This is a genomic window from Mesorhizobium sp. 2RAF21, from assembly GCF_052115345.1.
GTDB lineage: Bacteria > Pseudomonadota > Alphaproteobacteria > Rhizobiales > Rhizobiaceae > Mesorhizobium > Mesorhizobium terrae.
This window is the reverse complement of sequence record NZ_JBFRGM010000032.1, coordinates 1-19,001: the sequence shown is the minus strand read 5'-3', so window position 1 is coordinate 19,001 and position 19,001 is coordinate 1. Positions and strand designations below refer to the sequence as shown.

At 62.4% G+C, this 19,001-nt stretch carries 16 protein-coding genes and 1 pseudogene; 3 read left to right on the top strand and 14 right to left on the bottom strand.

Features of this window, described 5'->3' with window-relative positions; all coding sequences use genetic code 11:
• Positions 1–9 precede the first annotated feature (9 nt).
• Positions 10–1,146, bottom strand: coding sequence for an extracellular solute-binding protein (locus AB4136_RS31315; RefSeq protein ID WP_137901888.1), 1,137 nt, complete (start codon positions 1,144–1,146; stop codon positions 10–12).
• A gap of 92 nt (positions 1,147–1,238) precedes the next feature.
• A complete protein-coding gene (locus AB4136_RS31310) occupies positions 1,239–2,153 on the bottom strand; it encodes a LysR substrate-binding domain-containing protein (protein WP_137901887.1) in 915 nt (304 codons plus the stop codon).
• A 96-nt stretch (positions 2,154–2,249) separates the two neighbouring features.
• Here AB4136_RS31310 and AB4136_RS31305 point away from each other — a divergent pair, with 96 nt between their 5' ends.
• Positions 2,250–3,023, top strand: a complete 774-nt coding sequence (locus AB4136_RS31305) for a creatininase (protein WP_137901886.1) — start codon at positions 2,250–2,252, stop codon at positions 3,021–3,023.
• 81 nt (positions 3,024–3,104) lie between these two features.
• Here AB4136_RS31305 and AB4136_RS31300 read toward each other — a convergent pair whose 3' ends face one another.
• The 9 genes from AB4136_RS31300 to AB4136_RS31260 form a co-directional block, all read right to left on the bottom strand.
• The gene (locus AB4136_RS31300) at positions 3,105–3,308 is read right to left on the bottom strand and encodes a hypothetical protein (RefSeq protein ID WP_137901885.1); all 204 of its coding nucleotides are present in this window, start codon (positions 3,306–3,308) and stop codon (positions 3,105–3,107) included.
• Between the two features lies 1 nt (position 3,309).
• Complete coding sequence (locus AB4136_RS31295; protein WP_137901884.1) at positions 3,310–4,524, bottom strand: M24 family metallopeptidase; 1,215 nt, start codon at positions 4,522–4,524, stop codon at positions 3,310–3,312.
• A 188-nt stretch (positions 4,525–4,712) separates the two neighbouring features.
• Positions 4,713–5,888, bottom strand: a complete 1,176-nt coding sequence (locus AB4136_RS31290) for an MFS transporter (RefSeq protein ID WP_137901883.1) — start codon at positions 5,886–5,888, stop codon at positions 4,713–4,715.
• Between the two features lie 452 nt (positions 5,889–6,340).
• Positions 6,341–7,027, bottom strand: a complete 687-nt coding sequence (locus tag AB4136_RS31285; RefSeq protein ID WP_137901882.1) for an ABC transporter permease — start codon at positions 7,025–7,027, stop codon at positions 6,341–6,343.
• Positions 7,028–7,031: 4 nt separating this feature from the next.
• Positions 7,032–7,739, bottom strand: a complete 708-nt coding sequence (locus AB4136_RS31280; RefSeq protein WP_137901881.1) for an ABC transporter permease subunit — start codon at positions 7,737–7,739, stop codon at positions 7,032–7,034.
• A 98-nt stretch (positions 7,740–7,837) separates the two neighbouring features.
• On the bottom strand, positions 7,838–8,635 hold the full coding sequence (locus tag AB4136_RS31275; RefSeq protein WP_137901880.1) for a transporter substrate-binding domain-containing protein: 798 nt from the start codon (positions 8,633–8,635) through the stop codon (positions 7,838–7,840).
• A 74-nt stretch (positions 8,636–8,709) separates the two neighbouring features.
• Positions 8,710–10,680 carry a DUF2817 domain-containing protein gene (locus AB4136_RS31270; protein WP_137901879.1) on the bottom strand — a complete coding sequence of 657 codons (1,971 nt, stop codon included), beginning with the start codon at positions 10,678–10,680 and terminating at the stop codon, positions 8,710–8,712.
• Positions 10,681–10,812: 132 nt separating this feature from the next.
• Positions 10,813–11,925, bottom strand: coding sequence for a 2Fe-2S iron-sulfur cluster-binding protein (locus AB4136_RS31265; protein WP_137901878.1), 1,113 nt, complete (start codon positions 11,923–11,925; stop codon positions 10,813–10,815).
• Positions 11,922–12,962, bottom strand: coding sequence for an aromatic ring-hydroxylating dioxygenase subunit alpha (locus AB4136_RS31260; RefSeq protein WP_137901877.1), 1,041 nt, complete (start codon positions 12,960–12,962; stop codon positions 11,922–11,924). The genes AB4136_RS31265 and AB4136_RS31260 overlap by 4 nt, the downstream gene beginning before the upstream one ends.
• Positions 12,963–13,086: 124 nt before the next feature.
• On the opposite strand from AB4136_RS31260, the gene AB4136_RS31255 reads away from it, so the two are divergent.
• The gene (locus AB4136_RS31255) at positions 13,087–14,022 is read left to right on the top strand and encodes a LysR family transcriptional regulator (RefSeq protein ID WP_137901876.1); all 936 of its coding nucleotides are present in this window, start codon (positions 13,087–13,089) and stop codon (positions 14,020–14,022) included.
• Positions 14,023–14,252: 230 nt separating this feature from the next.
• On the opposite strand, the gene AB4136_RS31250 is transcribed toward AB4136_RS31255, so the two are convergent.
• From AB4136_RS31250 to AB4136_RS31240, 3 genes are read right to left on the bottom strand one after another with little or no spacing between them, the layout of a single operon-like run.
• Entirely contained in the window at positions 14,253–14,639 is a 387-nt protein-coding gene (locus AB4136_RS31250) for a nucleoside hydrolase (RefSeq protein ID WP_137901875.1), read from the bottom strand.
• A complete protein-coding gene (gene scpB / locus AB4136_RS31245; RefSeq protein ID WP_137901918.1) occupies positions 14,636–15,307 on the bottom strand; it encodes an SMC-Scp complex subunit ScpB in 672 nt (223 codons plus the stop codon). Before scpB ends, AB4136_RS31250 begins: the two co-directional genes overlap by 4 nt.
• Positions 15,308–15,312: 5 nt before the next feature.
• Positions 15,313–16,266 carry a DUF1403 family protein gene (locus tag AB4136_RS31240; protein WP_137901874.1) on the bottom strand — a complete coding sequence of 318 codons (954 nt, stop codon included), beginning with the start codon at positions 16,264–16,266 and terminating at the stop codon, positions 15,313–15,315.
• 165 nt (positions 16,267–16,431) lie between these two features.
• On the opposite strand from AB4136_RS31240, the pseudogene AB4136_RS31235 reads away from it, so the two are divergent.
• Positions 16,432–18,855: pseudogene (locus AB4136_RS31235) on the top strand (Tn3 family transposase); the annotation flags it as partial.
• Between the last annotated feature and the right edge of the window lie 146 nt (positions 18,856–19,001).

Sequence of the window (19,001 nt, the reverse complement as noted above, 5' to 3'; positions counted from 1 at the left end):
TGGCCGCGGTCAGGAGCCCTTGTATTCCGACCAGAAGTCGTTCCAGTCCTCAAGGCTCTGCTGGACCGGCAATTGCCGGTATTTTATGCGACCGGCGCGGATGAGATCCATCGCGTTCGGCTCGTTGAGCAGCATGCCCTGCCGCTTGGCTTCGGCAGGCGTCTCCTTTGCCAGAAGCTCCCAGCCCTTCTTGTTCGGGATGAGACAAGGATAGGCCGCCATGTTGGCCGACTTCACCTGGCCCTTGGCCGAGGTGATGTACTGGATCCATTTCTTGGCGAGATCCGCCTTCTGCGAGCCCTTGCCGATGGAGAAGGATTCGGTGAACTGCAGCCCGCCTTCTTCGGGGATGACGCTGCGCACCTTGGCTCCGCTCCTCTCGAGCGTGCCCGTGATCCAGTCGCCGATGCCCGCCATCGCCAGCATCTGGCCGTTCTGCAGCGAGGAGAACGTGCCGCCATAGTCAAAGAAGCCGCCGATCTGCGGGCGCAGCGTCATCGTCTTGTCCTGCACTGCCTGCCATGCCGCCGCGTCGATATCGTAGGGGCTGGCGTTTCCGTTGAGCAGGCTGATCTGGCCGAGGTTGGGCAGATGCCAGTCGAAATGCCCCACCTTTCCCTTCAGCTTCTCGGTCCAGTAGACGTTGTAGCTCGACGCCTCCTTTTCGGTGATCGCCTCGGTGTTGTAGGCGACGCCGAGGAAGCCGAACCGGGTGATGACCGAGTAAAGGTCGTTGTCCTGCCAATGACCCGGGAAATGCTGGAATTCGGGGAAGAAGTCGTCGAACGGATAGTCCGCCGGGTCGAGCTTCTCGATATAGCCGGCGGCGTTGAGCTGCTGCACGTATTCGGCGTCCGACAGGATCAGGTCGAACGTGCCGGGCGGCGACTGCGATATGAGACCCAGCATGTTGTCGCCGCCGGTATAGTATTTCGGCTTGAACTTGACGTTGTTCTCCGCCTCGAATTCGCTCACCACATCGGGTTCGGCATGGCCGTACCACGCTAGCATCGTGAGCTCGACCGGCGCGGCGAAGGCAAGCCGGCTGAGATAGGGCGTTGCGAGCATGCCGCCGCCAAGAACGGCACCGCCGCGAAGAAGGCCGCGTCGGCTGAGACGGCCGGATGACGAGAGATTGTCGGTCATGGAGTTCCCCTTCCATTTTTTTGCCTATCTCAGGCTATGAAGGGCCAATGCATTTGAAAAATTAATTCTAAAAATTTTTGCATTTATCCCGCTTATTGACGATCGAGTTCCCCGGCACGCCTTATCGGGTCATTGGATACGCCTGCTTCGTCAAGGCGCGCGATGATGTGATTGACCAGGCGAATGCTGGCGTCTGACATGCGCGGGTGCTTGTAGAACAGCCCGACCCGGATTTCGGCCAGCGACGGAAACCCATCCATTTCGTCGAGGACGCGCATGCCCGGCAGCATCGTGTAGCGGGTCAGCGCGCTGGCGCCGAGACCGTTCACCACGGCGTTCTGGAGTCCGCCGATCCCCGATCCGGTATAGGCGACACGCCACCGAATCTGCGCGGCATCAAGCGCCTGGATCATGCGCGCCCTGTAGGCGCAGCCCTCGGGATGCGCCGCCAGAGGTATCCCCTTCTTCCGGTCGAACGACGCGGTCTCCGCCGCCGCCCAGATCGGCCGCTCGATCCATGACCGCGACAGATACTGCGCCCGCTCATTGTTGACCATGGCGACGGCCAGGTCGAGCTCGTCGGCCCGCAGGCGGTCAAGTATCTCGGCACTCCAGCCACAATGCAGCTCAAGCGAGATCTCTGGATTCCGGCGCGTGTATTCCGTGATGACGCCCTGGAGGAAGGCGACGGCGTAGTCGTTAGGCAGGCCGACGCGGATCACCCCGGCAATCTTGGAGCGGTTGAAATAGGAAGCCGCCTCGTCGTTGAGGCGCAGGATTTCCCGTGCGTAGCTGAGCAGCATCTCGCCCTCGCTGGTCAGCAGCAGTGTGCGTCCGACCTGCCTGATGATGGGCGCGCCGACGAGTTCCTCAAGCCGCTTGACCTGCAGCGAGACGGCCGGCTGGGTTCGGCCGAGCGCGTCGCCGGCTTTCGTGAAGGCGCCGAGGTCGATGACGGAAACGAAGGTGCGGAGCAGATCGGTTTGGAAGTTCGTGAAGCTGCGCATGGATTAGCGTCTCTCATGCAAGGATGATGAATATAAATTTCTCATATCCGTGGTCCGGCTTCAATCATGCTTCGGCCTGGAAACACGGAGGTGCTCATGCCAGCCGATACAGTCTTTGCAGCCGAACTGCCGTGGCCCGACTACGACGCCAGGGTTCGCGATGGCTCTGTTCCTATTTTCATCCCTATCGGCTCGATGGAACAGCATGGCTGCCACATGCCGATGCATGTTGACGTGCTCCTGCCCACCGAGTTCGCCCGCCGGATCGCCGAGGCGGTCGGGGCGCTAGTCGCCCCGCCTTTCACGTATGGCTACAAGTCGCACCAGAAGTCCGGCGGGGGCAACCATCTGCCCGGCACCACCAGTCTGGATGGTGCGACGCTGGTGGCGGCGCTGCGCGACGTCATCAAGGAGTTCGCCCGCCACGGCGCGCGCAAGATCTGCCTGCTTAACGGACATTTCGAGAACTCATGGTTCATCGTGGAAGGCATCGACCTTGCCCTGCGAGAACTGCGCTGGAGCGGCATAGACGACGTCAAGATCGTCGTGCTCTCCTATTGGGACTTCGTGGACAAGGCGACGATCGCGAAGCTTTATCCCGACGGCTTCCCCGGCTGGGAAATCGAGCATGGCGGCGTGCTGGAAACGTCTCTGATGCTGGCGCTCTATCCGCATCTGGTCGATCTTGAGCGCGCGATCGACCATGCGCCGGCGACATTCCCGCCCTATGACGTCTATCCGCCGAAGCCGGAATGGACGCCGCGCAGCGGCACGCTGTCGTCCCCGAAGCAGGCGTCGAAGGAGAAGGGCGAGATCCTTCTCGACGTATGCGTGCGCGGCATCGTCGAAGCGCTAAGGAACGAGTTCTGACAGCGGGCGCGAAAGACCGCGAACGACAGCAGAAAGGGCCGCAATGCGGCCCTTTCTTCAATGCGGGGACCTGCACGCGCTTCAGAACGGACGTGGCGGCGGCGGCCATTTTCCATCGTCTTCGTCGGTATCCTGGCCGATTTGGGGAGGCGGCGCACCGAAACGCAGCCTGATCCAGCCCATAACGTCGCTCAGCAGTCCGTAGACCGGCGTGGCGTAGGAGACGGACCGGCCATTGCGGTCCGTCACCCTTGTCGGGCAATCGAAGGGAAGATAGGGCGCCATCTCAGTTGCCCACGATGTTGTGTTCCGGCCCGAAGGGGAATCCGGTGATGTTCTCGGCGCTGTCTTCCTTGACGATCAGGATGTCGTGTTCGCGGTAGCCGCCGGCGCCGGGTGCGCCTTCCGGCAGCATCACCATCGGCTCCATGGACACCACCATGCCCGGCTTCAGCTCGGTCTCGATGTCCTCGCGCAGTTCCACGCCGGCCTCGCGGCCGTAGTAGTGGCATAGCACGCCGAACGAGTGGCCGTAGCCGAACGAGCGGTATTTGAGCAGGTCCCACTGCCGGTACATGTCGTTGAGCTCGATCGCGATATCCTTGCAGCGGGCGCCCGGCTTGATCAGTTCCAGCCCGCGACGATGGACCGCCACGTTCTTTTCCCAGATGTCCAGGCTGGCATCGTCCACGTGATCGCAGAACAGGGTCCGTTCCAGCGCCGTGTAGTAGCCGAAGATCATCGGGAACGTGTTGAGCGAGAGAATGTCGCCCGCTTGGACGACGCGGTTGGTGACCGGATTGTGCGCGCCGTCGGTGTTGATCCCCGACTGGAACCAGGTCCAGGTGTCCATCAATTCGACGAAAGGATGCGACTTGGCGATCTCACGGATCATGGCGTTGGTGGTGGCGATCGCCACTTCGTGTTCCGGCACGCCTGCCTTGACCGCGGCCACGCAGGCCGCGCCGCCCACGTCGCAGATGCGGGCTCCCTCGCGAATGAGCTTCTGCTCCTCGATCGACTTGATCGTGCGCATCCACATCGACGGCTGGCCGACATCGACGAATTCCACGCCCGGCAGGGCTTCCTCGAGCTGCCGGCGGAAATCGAGCGACACATGGTCGAATTCGATGCCGATGCGCTTGGCGCCGGTCGTCAGTTGCCGAACGGCGCGATAGAAATTGTCGCGGCGCCAGTCGGTGTAGGTGATGTTGTCGCCGAAACTGCGGCGCCACGGCTGGCCGCCGTCGATGCCGGCCGAAATCGTCGTCGCCTTGGTATGGTCGATGACCATCCCGTACTTTCGGCCAAAATAGCAGTAAAGCCACCCGGAGTAGTAGTTGATGCAATGATAGGAAGTGAAAAGCGCCGCGTCGACCTTGTTGTCGGCCATCCACCTGCGCACGTCGTCCTGCCGGCGCTTCATCTCGGCATCCGAAAACGGCGAGTATTCTTTGTCGCCGTTGTGCCATTTTATCACATGCAACATGTCGTCGGTCATTTCGCTCCTCCATATGCGCGATTGGATGGCGCGACGTTACAGACGGCTTTTTTATGAGAAAAATTTATTCACCTGATGCTGCCATTTTGACTGCTTATGGCAAACCGAACCGTCTGCCGGGGCTGCTGGTTCGCTGGCGGCGTTGCGAGAAGGCCTGACATGGCGGGTGCCAGCGCGCGGCAATCTCCTCAATCGAGCCGATCGCGCGTAAAGGCGTATATCCCGCACCCGGCAAGAACGAGGATGCCAAAGAACAGAAACACCATGGCGTAGGGAGCGGCCGGGGCCGCCGGCCTGCCCGTCATCCCGTACAGCCAACCGCTCGCGATCTGCGCGAGCCCCGCACCGCCCATCGCCACGAAGTTGAGAAAGGTGACGCCCCGCCCCGCCAGATGATGCGGAAAGAAGCTGCGGCCATAGGCGATCATCAGGGGATAGGAAGAGCCAAAGAAGCCGATGGCGCAGAGCAGGGCCACGGCAAGGCCGAGCCCGGCCGACGGCCAGGCCCACAGGCTGAGGAGGGCCGCCGCGAGCGCGAGGTTGCCGCCGAGCAGCACCCCCTTGCGGGTGCCAAGCATCCTGTCCAGCGGCCCGTAGGCAAAGCTTCCGGCGATCATCGCTATGCCCATTGCGAGGGTCACGTTGCCGATCCCCACCGCATCGAGACCGAAAGCATCTGCCAGATAGGGGCCGACCCACAGCCCGCGAATGCCCGCAACCGGGGCATAGTGCACGAGGGTCAGCGGGACGAGGAGCAATATGGCCGGCGTCCTCAGCAGGGCGAAGAACCCTCCGTTGTTCTCTCCTGGCATTGCCGCGCGTTCCGGATCACGCACGAAGGCGACGATCGCGAGCGTGGTCAGCGCCGTGCCGGCCGCCAGCGCCCACAGGCAGGCACGCCATCCGAAAACGCTTGCCGCCCAGGCCATCGGGGTCGCGGCGGCGAGATTGCCGATCGAGCTGACGCCCATCAGCAGGCCTGTCAGACTCGCGAATAGGGTCGGCGGGTAGATGCGGGCGAAAATGTAGAGTGAAACCATGAGGGCCGGCGCGCAGCCGGCTCCGATCAAGGCCATCGCCACCGTCACCGTCACCGGGCCTCGTGCCAAGGCAAAGACGGCAGCGCCGATCGCAGCCAATATGAGCCCGCTGGAGGTGCGGCGCGGACCGAGATAGTCGAGCGCATAGCCGACCGGGAGTTGAAGTGCAGCGAAGGCGGCCAGCCAGACTCCGGTGGCGAACGCCAGGTCATTGGCGTCAGCTCCGATCTCGGTTTGGAGCACTGGCGCCAGCACGGCGAGAAAAGCGCGGAAAAACTGACTGAGCACATAGGCAACGGTTAGCGCGATGAAACCGGCGCGCATGGCTCAACGCGCTTCCGCTTGGGACGACCAGGCGACACGCAGGCTCGACCTTCCGCGCAACTCGCACCAGCAAACAGGCGTCGGCAACAACGCGCTAGTCTTCGGTATTGGCGCGACGCCTATCCCATTTCCTCGATCGGGAGCATCGGGCTGTTTTCTTCCCACCCTGTCAATGATCCAAGTGCCGAATAGATCATCCGCCCCCATCTCGCCATTGGTCAGCCCAATGAACATGCGAGATAGATTGGATTCCGCCATGGTTCTTGAAAGAAATCTGCATCCCTTAGTCAACCGTAAACAATTGCAAGCCTCTACGACTTCCATGCTTGCTGGGCCTGAGCGGTGCGCCATTCGATATGCAACAACAAGGAGGTTAGAACCTGGAGTAAATTTCTTGCTTGGTCTGTCGAACGTGTACAGTTGAAGCGTATCGCTATCGCCTTTTGGGGCGCTTACCGCCGATGATGACGCATAAAGCGATTCTCGAGTGCTCGCACTAATGCAACCAGGATCAAATTGGTGACCAGATAAAGCGCGCCAGCAATCGCGAAAACCTCCAGCACCGCATAGGTCTGGCTCATCAGGCGTTTGGCGTATCCCGTCACTTCCAGCACAGTTATGGTCGACGCGAGGCTTGTGCCCTTTACCAACAGCACTACTTCATTCCCGTAGGCGGGTAGCGCCTGGCGGATGGCAAGTGGAAATTCGATGCGGCGAAACCGCAGAACCCGCGACATGCCGCAGGCTTGGGCGGCCTCGACGAGCCCGTGAGGCACCGACATCAAGCCGCCGCGCAGGATCTCGGATGTATAAGCTGCGGTGTTAAGTGCCAGCGCCATGACCGCGCAACGCGCGCCGTCACTGACCACCCACCATAGCACAGCATTTTCCTTCACGAAGGAGAACTGACCTAGCCCGTAGTAGAATAGGAATATCTGGACCAGAAGCGGCGTTCCGCGGAAGACAGTGCTATAGTACTTGGCAAAACCGGAAACGAATCGGTTAGTTGATACGCGCATAATCGCCAACAACAGGCCAAGACTAAAACCGATCAGCATCGAGAATAGTGTTAGTTGCGCGGTAACGCGTAGTCCCTTCAGGAGAACCGGGACCGCTTCGCGGATCAGATCGAAGTCCATGCGCCTACTTCCTTTCGCGTAACCTCAGGCCGCGTTCAGCCTGGTCGATACCGAACTGGCTGACAAGCGTGATTGCGAGATAGACCACCGCCGCGATCAGATAGAAGATAAAGGGATGGCGCGTGGTGCCGGAACCGATAAACGCCGTGCGCATCAGTTCCTGCAAGCCGACCACCGAAACAAGAGCAGTATCCTTGATGGTGGTCTGCCAGACGTTGTTCAGGCCCGGAAAGGCGATGCGCAGCATCTGCGGTGCGATGATACGCCGGAAAATGCGCGAGCTCGGCAGGCCGAGCGCTCGGGCGGCCTCGACATGACCGTGAGGTACTGCCTCCAGCGCACCCCGCACGACTTCCGTGGAATACGCCCCCGAGATCGCGCCGATGGCAATCACCGCTATGATGAAGGCATAGCCGGCGTCTGCCAGGCCAGCATAACCGAAAGCGGTAGCGACCTTGGTGACGAATTCGACCGAGGAGAAGAACAGCAGATAGATGATCAGCAGTTCCGGCACGCCGCGCACCAAGGCGGTATAACCGTCGACCAGATAGGTCAACGGGCGGATGCGTCCCCATTTGACGAGGCCGCAGGCTATACCAACGACGACGCCGCCCAGCATGGCCGTGACCGCGACCGCGATCGTAACGGCTGCGCCACGTAAGATAGCTCCCACCCACCCGCCTTCCCAGACCTGCCAAAGACCGAAATCCATCGGGTGTACCTATGCTGATTTGCGGGAGGCGGAGCCGCTTGTTTCGCGGCTCCACCAGCTTCGATGTGTCGCCTGCAAGCCATGCAGGGTCCAAAGGATCATTGGCAGGGGCGGGAAATATCCATCTTGAACCATTTCTCGCTGGACTTACCGACCGAGCCGTCCGCGACCAGCTCGCACAGGGCCTTGTTGACCTTGGCCTTGAGTTCGGTGTTGTCCTTGGCGATGCCTACGCCTACGCCTTCGCCGAGCGTTGGATCGACCGTGCTCAGGATCTTCACGTCGACGAGCTGGAAGTTTTTTCCATCCGGCTTGGCGAGGAAATCCTGCAGCGCCGACACGTCCGCGAATGCGGTATCGATGCGCCCCGTTGCGAGGTCGATCTGCATCTGGTCCAGCGTGTCGTAGGTCTTGATGTCGGCATCCGGCACGTTCTTTTCGAGGAAATGCGCATGCGTCGTCCCGGCCTGCACGCCGACCTTCTTGCCGTCGAGCGCTTTCAGGAGCGTGTCGTAGTCGGTGATGGCGGCCAGGTCCGACCCTTTCGGCGCGACGAACATGTTGGCCAGTTCCGCATAGCCGACGGAGAAATCGATCTCCTTCCTGCGGTCCTCGGTGATCGACATGCCCGAGATGATGGCGTCGAAGCGCTTGGCCTTGAGCGCCGGGATCAGGCCGTCGAAAGCCTGCACCACGAAGCGGCATTTCACCGCCAGCTTTTCGCACAACAGGTTGCCGACGTCGGCGTCGAAGCCGGTCACGTTGCCGGCAGCATCGGCCATGCTCCAGGGTGGATAGGCCCCTTCGGTGCCGATTGCCAGCTCGCCCTCCGCCGCCGACGCATGTCCCACGCCGGCGGCAAGCGCGACAAGCAGAGAAAGGATCTTCAGTTTCATCTTCGTGTTCCCCTTTATGGATGGTTGTTTCGCATCGGGCCGTTTCCCGAGACGATTCTCAGCGCCTTTCCTTGTCAGAGCGTGCGGGCCAGGAACTGGCGCAGACGCTCGGACCGTGGATTGGCGAACAGCTCCGCCGGAGCCCCCTCCTCCTCCACCTTGCCGCGATGGAGAAAGAGGATCTTGTGCGACACCTCGCGCGCAAACTGCATCTCGTGCGTCACCAGGATCATGGTGTTGCCTTCTTCCGCGAGCTGGCGGATGACGCGTAGAACCTCGCCCACCAACTCGGGATCGAGCGCTGACGTCGGTTCGTCGAACAGGATGACCTTGGGACGCATCGCCAGCGTCCGCGCGATCGCCGCGCGCTGCTGCTGGCCGCCCGAAAGTTGGCCGGGATACTGGCCGTGCTTTTTCGAAAGGCCGACCTTTTTCAGCAGCGCGTGCGCGCGCTCGACGGCCTCGTCGCGGCGTTCCTTCAAGACGTGTACGGGCGCCTCGACGATGTTTTCCAGCACCGTCATGTGCGGCCACAGATTGAAGCTCTGGAACACCATGCCGACGCGCGCGCGGATGCGCTCGACCTGGCGCATGTCGGCCGGGACCGAGCGCCCCTCGCCGGCCGGCTTCATGCGGATCTCTTCGCCGTCGACGATGACACGGCCGCCGTTGGGTTGTTCGAGCAGGTTGATGCAGCGCAAGAACGTGCTCTTGCCCGAACCTGAGGAGCCGATCATCGACACCACCTCGCCGGGCTGCGCGGCGAGACTGACGCCGCTCAACACTTCGAGATTGCCGAAACTCTTGTGCAGGTCGTCCACCTCCACGGCCGGCCTTGCCGGCGCGGGCGTGGGCTCGACGGGAGGCAGTGTCTCTACCTCGGCGCCGGCCGCCACCAATTTGAGCACCGGGCCTTTGCGCGAGGGACTGCCCCCGCTTTTCAGGTCGGCGAGCGCGCGGTCGAAATAACGCAGGCTCGTCGCCAGGCAGTTGCCTTGCCAGTCTGCGTCCTCAGGGATGAAAGCCGAGCGCAGCGTGCTTTTTATGCGCTCGCCGAGCGGCGAATCCACCGTCCTGGCCAGATGCAACCAGTTGTCCGCGATCACGGCCTCCAGCACGGCCTCGCCCTTCAGCGTGCCGCATTCCACCACCAGCGGCAACACGCGTGCTTGCGGCATCGCCTTGCGCACGGCGTCCGAAACATAGCCGGTGGCGGTGGCGGCGATGCCGGTATCGGTCGTGGCATCCCTTCCCGTCAGCACCGTCGCCAGCGCCGGGCCGAACACGGATTGCCCCCAGGCGATACCGGCATGGTCTGCTTCCGCCACCGTGAGCAGCGCCGGATAGCCGTAAGGCCCCGCGCCGGTGTGGAGATCGAAAACGATCGCCTGCCGGGCATGGCCGGCGAATGTCGTCAGGATTTCGCGCAACGTGCGGTTCGACCAGGTCGGTCCGTCGCCGCCGTAGTAGAGGCCATCGGGGAACTCGTATTGCCCGGCTTCGACAATCTGCGCGATGCTCGCATGCCCGCCCAACGCCTTTCTTGCCGCCGCGAAAGCTTCGTCGGCGCGATCCCGTTCCGGACCCTCCCATTCGCGCCACACAAGCGCCTCATGCAAGGCCGCGTATTTCTCGTTACGGGGCGGAGCGGCTTCCCAGTCGATGAAATTGCGGTTGAGATCGACATTGTCCTCGTTGACCCGCCGCGACCAGGCCGTGCCCCATGGGTTGATGAGATGTATGGCCAGCACCGCCGTGTCTTCCGGCAGCCGCCATGGATGGTTCTGCGCCAGCCATGCCGTCTGGCAGGCTGAGCCGAACTGGCCCTCGACGCCGTGGGTTCCAGAAATCAGGACGAGTAGCTTTGGCGCATCGCGGCGGCCGAGCAGCGCCACGTCGGTCGCCAGCGTCTCGCCGTCCGGCCCGTGCAGCGGATGCGGATATTCGAAGAGTTCGGCGTTGGCGCGCCGCGCGGCGGTTTGGAAATTCCGCCGCAGGTCGGCAAAGCCGAGCGAATAGGAGGGCGCGGAGGCTGGTTCACGCATGGCGAGGCCCTCCTGCCTGCCGGTTGAAAGGAGTGTCGCTCTTCGATGCCGTTTCGACCGCACTGTCCACGTCAACGCTTCCGTTCTCTGGGTTTCGCCTGGAGTTCGTATCTGGTCTGGGCTTTGCGACGGTCACAGGTCCAAGACGACGGCTCCTTTCGGCTTCGAGCAGCACAGCAGCACCTCGCCCTCGGCGAGTTCGTCGAGCGGCTCCTCGAAATAGGCGACCTCCCCGGCCACCAGATGTGACTTGCAGGTGCCGCAGATACCGGCCCGGCAGCTGAATTCGGGCGAAAGGCCGAGGTCCTCGGCGAAGGCCAGCAGCGAACCCGCCTTCTCGTCCCAAGCTGCCTTGATGCCCGACTTGCGGAACTCGACGGCCACATTGTCACCGTCAGCCTGCGGCGCTGTTTCAACGGGAGGCGCGACAGGGGCCGGAGGAGGCTCCGCCTCGAGTATCGTGGCCGGGCCGAAGAACTCATAGGCGATGTGCTGCCTGGCCACGCCGAGTTCGCGCAGGATACCGTACACCGCCTGCATGAATGGCGGCGGCCCGCACAGATAGAAATCGTAGTCGTCGAGCGGCAAAAGCTTCTGAAGCAGGTCCCGCGAGATCACGCCCTGCGAATGGTGTGGGTTCGAAACCGCGTCCTGCCCGGTCGGAAAGCGATAGCAGAAATGCGTCACGATGCCCGACCGGGACGCGGCAAGTCCTTCCACTTCCTCGCGCAGGGCATGGACATCACCATTGTCGCAGGCATGGACGAAGAAGACGCGGCGCTCGCCGGTGGCGAGCGCATGCAGCATCGAGACGAGCGGAGTCAGGCCGACGCCGCCGCTCAACAGCACGACCGGCCGGTCGCTCTCGCGATCCAGCACGAAATCGCCGCGTGGACCGTCCGCGACAAGCACGTCGCCGACTGCGACGCTATCGTGCAGATGGCAGGAGCTTATGCCGTTCGGCAGGCCGGTGGCAGGCGCCGCCTCGCGCTTGACAGTGATGCGGTAGCGGCCGGCAAGTCCGGGCGCACATGAGACGCTGTAATTGCGCAGCACCGTCCCGCCATCGGGTGTCGGTATGCGAAAAACGAGGAACTGGCCCGGCTGGAAATCGCGCCAGCCGTCCGCATCGGCGGGCTCGAGGTGAAAGGAGGTGATGGTGCTGCTCTCGCGTTTTTTGGCGACCACTCTCAGCTCGCGAAAGCCGCTCGCGCGCATGGTTGCGGGGGCGGCGAAGGCGTTCATTCGGCGGCCGCCAGATGCAGGCCCTCGGCCTCGATCAGCTTGTCCAGGTTGCGGCGGAAGCGCAGCGGCCCGACATCGATCTTGAGATCAAGGTTGGGCGTGCGCTTGTTGGCCATGCCCTTCTGCACGGCGTTGAGCACCACCCGGTCCTCGTCGAAGGCACCGCGCACCGATTTGGCGAACTGCTGCGAAACCTCCGCGTCGTCCGGCGCGAAATTACGCATCTGGAACCAGTAGTATTTGGTGTGCTCGGCATCGACCGGCGTCATGAAGTTGTAGCTGTCCATGAGGAACACGTCCTCGTGGTAGGGTTTGCCCTCGCCGCCGGTGCCGGCCGGCACGAAGATCGCCTTGATGATGGCGTTGCTCGGATAGCGCACCTCGTAGTGCTGCTTGCGATCGCAATTGCCCTTGAATTTGAGGAAGGGCGCATAGAAGGGCGACGGCGCCTGGTCGATCATCCAGCGCCAGACGGTGACGCCGTCCTCGCCGATGGTGGTCTGCAACGGCACGTCCTCCATCGCCTGCACGCCGCCGAAGGAGGTCTGGTGCACCCAGGACACATGCGAGGGATCGAGCAGGTTGTCGGTCATATAGAGGTAGTTGCAGTCGAGCGTCATCGACTCGCCGCGATTGACGCCCCAGGCCGGATCACCCCAGTGCTCGACCTGGAAGATCTTCGCCGGATCGGCCTTCTCGGCCTCGCCCATCCAAATCCACAAAAGGCCGTAGCGCTCGACCAGCGGATAGCTCTGCACGCGCGCCACATGGGGAATCTTTTCAGCGCCCGGAACCCGCGTGCAGGTGCCAGTGCAGTCGAAGGTCAGGCCATGGTAGCCGCATTCGACGTCGTCGCCCTTGATGCGCCCCATGGAGAGCGGCAGCTTGCGGTGTGGACAGGCATCTTCCAGGGCGGCGGCGGCGCCGTCGGTCTTGCGGTAAAGGACGATGTCCTCTCCCAATATCCTGACCGGCTTCAGGTCACGGCCGACCTCATGATCCCACGCTGCGACATACCAGCAATTCCTGAGAAACATGACACCCGACCTCCCTGGATTTTCATCTTGGTGAGGCAAGGCTAGCTTGGCGGTATGTGCGTAAAAAGAGCTTGCACCTGCGTTCTATTTTAGAAAAACTAAAACAGACGTTGGGTGCTCTCAGATGAAACCGCCTCCGCTACGTGCCATAGAAGCATTCGAAGCCTTCGGGCGACATGGCAGCGTCACGGCCGCGGCGAACGAGCTTGGCGTGTCGCCTGGAGCAGTTAGCCAGCAGATTCGAAAGGCAGAAGAAGCGCTCGGCGTCCAACTCCTTGAGCGTCGCGGCCGGACCGTTGCTCTAACTTCATGGGGACGGGTCTATCATACCGCGATATCAGGAAGTTTCGATCGCATCCGTAACGCCGGGGAGTTGTTGGAGCGGGCTCGGGTTGAAAGCGCCCTCACCGTCTCCTGCCTTCCTTCGCTTGCCAGCAAGTGGCTGGCGCCACAGTTGTTCGACTGGCAAGCACATCACGTGGGCGCAACCGTACGGTTGATTGGCTCGGAGCCCGAGGCACGCTTCGGCGACGAACAGGTGGACTTCCGCATTTCCTACGGCACAAAAAGCCGCGACTACGACCACTATGTTGAACTGTTCACCGACTGGGTGGTGCCGGCCTGCTCGCCAGCGCTGCTGGCGAGATACCCGTTGCGCAGGCCAGCAGATATCCTCGAATGTCCGCTACTCGCGATCGAGTGGGCAAGCGACCATCGCTCGCCCCCAACCTGGACCGAATGGGCGACGAGCATTGGCTGGAAATACGACAAGAAGTCCGGCGAGGTGGCATTTTCGCTATCCAGCGCGGCAATAGATGCCGCCGTCAACGGTCGCGGCTTCGTGCTCGCACAATTCTCAATGGCAAGAGACGATATCGCATCGGGGCGGCTGGAGGTCCCGTTCAAGCTGGCGCTACGGTTACCATATCCGTATTTCCTCGCATGGGACCGATCGGCGCTGCAAAAGCCCTTCGGGCCGGAACTGCGCTCATGGATCATCGCATCGGCAAATCGGCAAGAGGGTGACGTTCGGGAACTGCTTGATGTTGCATTTCCATAAGTGAGAGAATGATGAAACTGGGCGTGATTCCCGATCGACAGAATGCAGATTCGGATCACTTGGAGGAGTGCGGAGCGGCGCTAAGAAAGCCTCTAACGCGATTTGGCACAATGCTGCGGTCGTCGCAAATGCATCAAGCCTAATGTAGTTTGAGGCCGATTGCGGACTGTATCTCGGCCGTTGATAGCGCTAATACGAGAACAGTCGGAGCCTCGTCGACGGAATTTCTGTCAGGCAGCAGTTTTGCGGTTTGGTTGCAGCCGCCGCAGCCTTTGGTCGATAAGCTGGAATAGTCGCTCGTCGTCGATCTCGGTAACGACATGGCAGACCGGCTGACCGTTGCCAGCGCCACCCTCGACCAGCGTCGCGCGCGTGCGGCCGTAGCTTCCGGCGGGATCGCAGTCGACCTCGATCACCGCATCGATACCCTTGAACAGCGTCGGGTCGATCAGAAATGCCGTCACGCAAGGGTCATGCAGGCTGGCGTCGCCACTGCCATAATGGCGCATCATGGCGATGGCCGTCTTCATGATCGGGCTGCTGTCGCGCTCCAGGATGTCGAACCTAGCCTGGGTCAGCGTTGCATGCCGCGTAACGTCCAGCCCGAACATGGTCATGGGAGACCGGCGTCCTCGAGCGCCTCGAAATCCGGCAGATCCCGCAAGGTGTCGAGACCAAACTCGAGCAGGAATTCTTTCGTCGTCACATAGGTGTAAGGCGCGCCCGGTGTCGGGCTGCGCGGTCCGGAGGCGAGCAGGCCGGCACCGCGCAGACGGCCGATCATGTCGCGGCTGATCTCCTTACCGAAGAACGACGACAGCTCGGCGCGAGTGATCGGCTGGAAGTAAGCAATGCACATCAGCACCAGCACCTCGGGCTGAGTGAGGTCGACGGCGCGCTCGCTTCTGCCGACGGCGGCGCGGATCGCATCGGCATAGGCCGGGCGCGTCAGATGCTTCCAACCCCCGGCGACGGCAACCAGGTCATAAGGCCGACCGCGCAGTTCCTTGCGGATGTCGTCGATCAGAAGGTCGATGCTGCAGCTTTTTCCCACGATCCGCGCCAGCGTCTCGCGACCAACCGGCTCGCTGGCGGCAAAAATCGTCGCCTCGACGCGGTTCATCCATTCGCGCCAGCGCATCTGAGGCGGCAAGTGATCCAGCTCCCGATCAAACAAATGGTCAGCTGATCGACCGTCATTTGGCCGACCGTCGCCTGATCGCTGGTCAGCGGACCGACCGTCGCCGCCCTGCCCTACCCTTCTCCTCCGTGAAGTCTCCGCCATGGTCGTCACAGCCCGTAGATGCGGAACGTCGGCCGGCCGCTGAGCTCGCGCACGGCGCCGAGTTTTTGCAGTCGCTCGAACAGGCGCCGGCTGGCCCAGCGCGACAGGGTTTTGGTCGTCAACGTCCCCGACACAGCGTCATCGCCGAGCAGCCGCTCGACGACGGCGCCGGCGGCCTTCGACCGCAGTTTTGGTACGGCCGCCCGCAGCCTTTCGGCCTGCGCCGCCACGCTTGCGGCCAGCCGGCAGGCCTCGGCGGCGCCGAGGGCCGCCGCAACGAACACGGACTGCTCGAACGCCTCGCTGCCCGGACGGGCGCGCCGGCCCTCAAAGCCCGAACGCAGCAGTGGCGTGTGCATCTGGTGCCCAAGAATCGGCACGGCGTGGCGCCAGCCCATGCGCCAGGACAGCGCGCAATCGGCCAGCCACCACGCAAAAATTTCCGCCTTTGGGTCTTGCCGCATGACGGCGGCGGCGGCGCGCGCGGCGACCATGGGGGCTGGTGCCGCGCTGCGTACGTCATCGTGCACGCTGTCGATGAGAGCGCCAAAACCATCCGACCAGCCGACACCGAGCAGGCCGGCGGCCGCCTGCAACTCCTCGACGCCGAGGGGCAGCGAGCGGCCGGCCAGCCGCCGCCAAGCGGCGAGCACGTTGCCGGCGGGGCCCGGCTCATCGCCCGCCTGGCGCAGCAGCCAGGCGTCGCGCAGCGCCGCCTCGTCCTCGGCGCGGCCGGCGAGCCGCATGCTGGCGCTTGCGGCTTTCAGCGCCAGGCGATGCCGCCAGGCGCCGCTCCAGTCCGGCTCGGCCTGAACGAGCGTGTCGAGCGCGGTCAAGGCGCTGCCGGCCAGGAAAGCGGCCTCGACGGGATCGTCGGCACCGACGCGCGGCGTCGCCCATGCCGGCACGCGCGGGATGGCGGAAAAAACTTGCGGGGCGGGTGCGGGCGGCCGACTCATCGCCAGGCAGGGGTCGGAACAAGAACTGTTCCCACAGACACGCTAAGGTCGAACGAAGCGCGAACGCGGTGATAGATCTGTAGATGAAGCTTGTATGCCGGTTGAAAGCCTCCGGCTAATCGCGAACCAATTTCCCCTTGGAGATCAGTTCCAAGGAGAACGCAGGTGGGTAGACGAAGGCTTGTCAGTTCAACGGAGGCGACGAACCTTCTAGGCGTTAAGACGGGCGAGGATAGCCTGATCCGGCACTTTACCTTGGACCCGGCAGATCACTTGGAATGTGAACTCCGACGTCGACCTCAAAACAAGCTGGGCTTCGCCGTTCAACTCTGCACGATGCGCCAAACGGGGCGGCTCTTGTGGGAGAACGAGCAGCCGCCCGTTGCAGTGGTCAACTATCTCGCGGATCAGCTAGGCGTCGATGCGCGCCTATACGCTTTCTATGCGCATCGGGTACAGACCCGCTTTGATCATAGCCGGTCTTTGATGGAGTATCTCGGCCTGCGGACTGCCTCCAGGGAGGATCGCCGTGCGGCACTTGTGGCCGCGATCGGAGCTGCTGCCAATGGCGATCACGGGTTGCTGATCGCGACCGCCGTCATTGACGAATTCCGGGGACGAAATGCGCTCCTTCCCTCATTACACTCCATCGAGAAGATCGGCCTTGGTGGTCGCGCAATAGCCCGTCGACGGGCTGAAAAAGAACTCATCGATGGGATGCTGCCAGGTCAGCTTGGATCGTTGGACCGGCTGCTGGAGGTTGACCCAACGATCGGGCAGACCCGCTTTCATTGGCTACGGTCGGCGCCAGAAGCGCCGGGCGCGTCGAACCTGGTCGGATTGACCGAACGGATCGGGTTTCTGCGTAGGCTGGGGATCGATCCGAAAATGCAGGCGCGCATATCGTCTGGACGGTGGGATCAGATGATCCGTGAGGGCAACGCAACTCCGGCATGGCTGGCCAACGACTTCAACGCAAGTCGCCGGCACGCCCTGATCGTTGCACAGGTCATAAAGCTTGGACAGAAGCTCACCGATGATGCGGTCACGATGTTCATCAAGCTGATGGGACGGCTGTTCTCGCAAGCCAATAACCGCAAGAAGCAACGGCACATGGACGGTCGTACCGATACCGCCAAGGCGCTGCGCATGTTCCTCGACACGATCACAGCCCTGCAATCCGCGAACGATAATGGCCGGAATGCATTGGAGGTCCTCGACCAGGAAGTTGGCTGGCACCGGCTGCTCCGGATGAAGCCTGATCTCGAATCGATGGTAGAAGACAACGAGGCATCGCCCTTGGCCGTGGCGGCCGAGCAATATGTGACCGTCGGCAAGTATGCCGCTGCTTTCCTTCAGGCGTTTACATTCCGCTCGGCGCGCCGCCACGATTCGCTTCTTGCAGCGGTGGATCTGTTGAAGCGGCTCTATGCCGAGAAGCGGCGGACACTGCCGGAGCGCGCGCCAATCACCCACCTCAGCCAGGCCGACCGAAAACTCATCTTCGGGCAGGAGAAGCCCGATCGCAGGCTTTACGAGATTGCAACGCTCGCGGCATTGCGCGACAGGCTTCGATCTGCGGACGTCTGGGTCGACGGTAGCCGATCTTTCCGACCGATCGACGAGCATCTGATGCCACGGTCAACGTTCACAACCATGAAAGAGCAGGATCGCCTCGGCCTCGGTGTCCAAGGCGATGGCGCGGCGTGGCTGGCGGAAGCGCGCCAAATGCTCGACTTCAACCTGAAGCGCCTTGCACACAGGGCGCGATCCGGGAAACTCGAAGGTCTTCGTCTCGAGGCCGGTGCGCTGATCGTCACGCCGACCGCCGGCGAGGTTCCGGCGGTGGCTGAGGAACTGAATGCCGAGATCAGCGATATGTATCCGATGGTTGAGGTGCCGGACCTCTTGAGGGAAGTGCACGATTGGACTGGCTTCGCCGATCACTTCACGCATGTTCGGACGGGCGACGCTCCGAGGAATGTTTCGGCCATGCTGGCCGGCGTTCTGGCCGATGCGACCAATCTTGGTCCGAAGCGGATGGCCAGCGCTTCCAAGGGCATCAGCGCTCACCAGATCGGCTGGGTGCGCACCTTCCACGCCCGATCAGAGACTTACCGCGCAGCGCAAGCGTGCGTGACGGACGCACACACCCGACACCCTCATTCTCAACTTTGGGGCAACGGGACAAGCTCATCGTCCGACTGCCAGTTCTTCCGCGCGAGCGATCGCGCCGCCAAACGCGGCGACATCAATCTCCACTACGGCAGTGAACCCGGGTCGAAGTTCTACAGCCATTTGTCGGATCAATACGGCTATTTCAGCATTCTGCCGATCAGCCCGACTGAAAGCGAGGCGGCCTACGTACTCGATGGGCTGTTTGACCAGGACACGATCCTCGACATCCAGGAGCATTTCACCGACACCGGCGGCGCCAGCGATCATGTCTTCGGGTTGTTCGCGCTGATCGGCAAGCGCTTCGCACCGCGATTGCGCAATCTCAAGGATCGGAAGTTCCACACATTCGAGAGGGGCGATGCCTACCCGGCGCTCTCGAACCACATCGGGGCGCCGATCAACAGCGCCCTGAACCGCGCCGGGTTTGCCAGAGGCCGTTTGGTTTAAGTTATGCGGCCATGGCTGGTTCTTCCAGCATGGCGTAGTAGCGTTCCTCGGCTTCGGCTGGCGGGATGTTGCCGATAGGCTCCAGCAGCCGGCGGTGGTTGAACCAGTCG

Coding starts and splice junctions, on each gene's coding strand:
- AB4136_RS31255 (WP_137901876.1), top strand. CDS start 13,087: ATGAAACCGCCTCCGCTACGTGCCATAGAAGCATTCGAAGCCTTCGGG.
- AB4136_RS31305 (WP_137901886.1), top strand. CDS start 2,250: ATGCCAGCCGATACAGTCTTTGCAGCCGAACTGCCGTGGCCCGACTAC.
- AB4136_RS31275 (WP_137901880.1), bottom strand. CDS start 8,635: ATGAAACTGAAGATCCTTTCTCTGCTTGTCGCGCTTGCCGCCGGCGTG.
- scpB (WP_137901918.1), bottom strand. CDS start 15,307: ATGGCGGAGACTTCACGGAGGAGAAGGGTAGGGCAGGGCGGCGACGGT.
- AB4136_RS31265 (WP_137901878.1), bottom strand. CDS start 11,925: ATGAACGCCTTCGCCGCCCCCGCAACCATGCGCGCGAGCGGCTTTCGC.
- AB4136_RS31270 (WP_137901879.1), bottom strand. CDS start 10,680: ATGCGTGAACCAGCCTCCGCGCCCTCCTATTCGCTCGGCTTTGCCGAC.
- AB4136_RS31260 (WP_137901877.1), bottom strand. CDS start 12,962: ATGTTTCTCAGGAATTGCTGGTATGTCGCAGCGTGGGATCATGAGGTC.
- AB4136_RS31285 (WP_137901882.1), bottom strand. CDS start 7,027: ATGGACTTCGATCTGATCCGCGAAGCGGTCCCGGTTCTCCTGAAGGGA.
- AB4136_RS31240 (WP_137901874.1), bottom strand. CDS start 16,266: ATGAGTCGGCCGCCCGCACCCGCCCCGCAAGTTTTTTCCGCCATCCCG.
- AB4136_RS31295 (WP_137901884.1), bottom strand. CDS start 4,524: ATGACCGACGACATGTTGCATGTGATAAAATGGCACAACGGCGACAAA.
- AB4136_RS31250 (WP_137901875.1), bottom strand. CDS start 14,639: ATGACCATGTTCGGGCTGGACGTTACGCGGCATGCAACGCTGACCCAG.
- AB4136_RS31315 (WP_137901888.1), bottom strand. CDS start 1,146: ATGACCGACAATCTCTCGTCATCCGGCCGTCTCAGCCGACGCGGCCTT.
- AB4136_RS31310 (WP_137901887.1), bottom strand. CDS start 2,153: ATGCGCAGCTTCACGAACTTCCAAACCGATCTGCTCCGCACCTTCGTT.
- AB4136_RS31300 (WP_137901885.1), bottom strand. CDS start 3,308: ATGGCGCCCTATCTTCCCTTCGATTGCCCGACAAGGGTGACGGACCGC.
- AB4136_RS31280 (WP_137901881.1), bottom strand. CDS start 7,739: ATGGATTTCGGTCTTTGGCAGGTCTGGGAAGGCGGGTGGGTGGGAGCT.
- AB4136_RS31290 (WP_137901883.1), bottom strand. CDS start 5,888: ATGCGCGCCGGTTTCATCGCGCTAACCGTTGCCTATGTGCTCAGTCAG.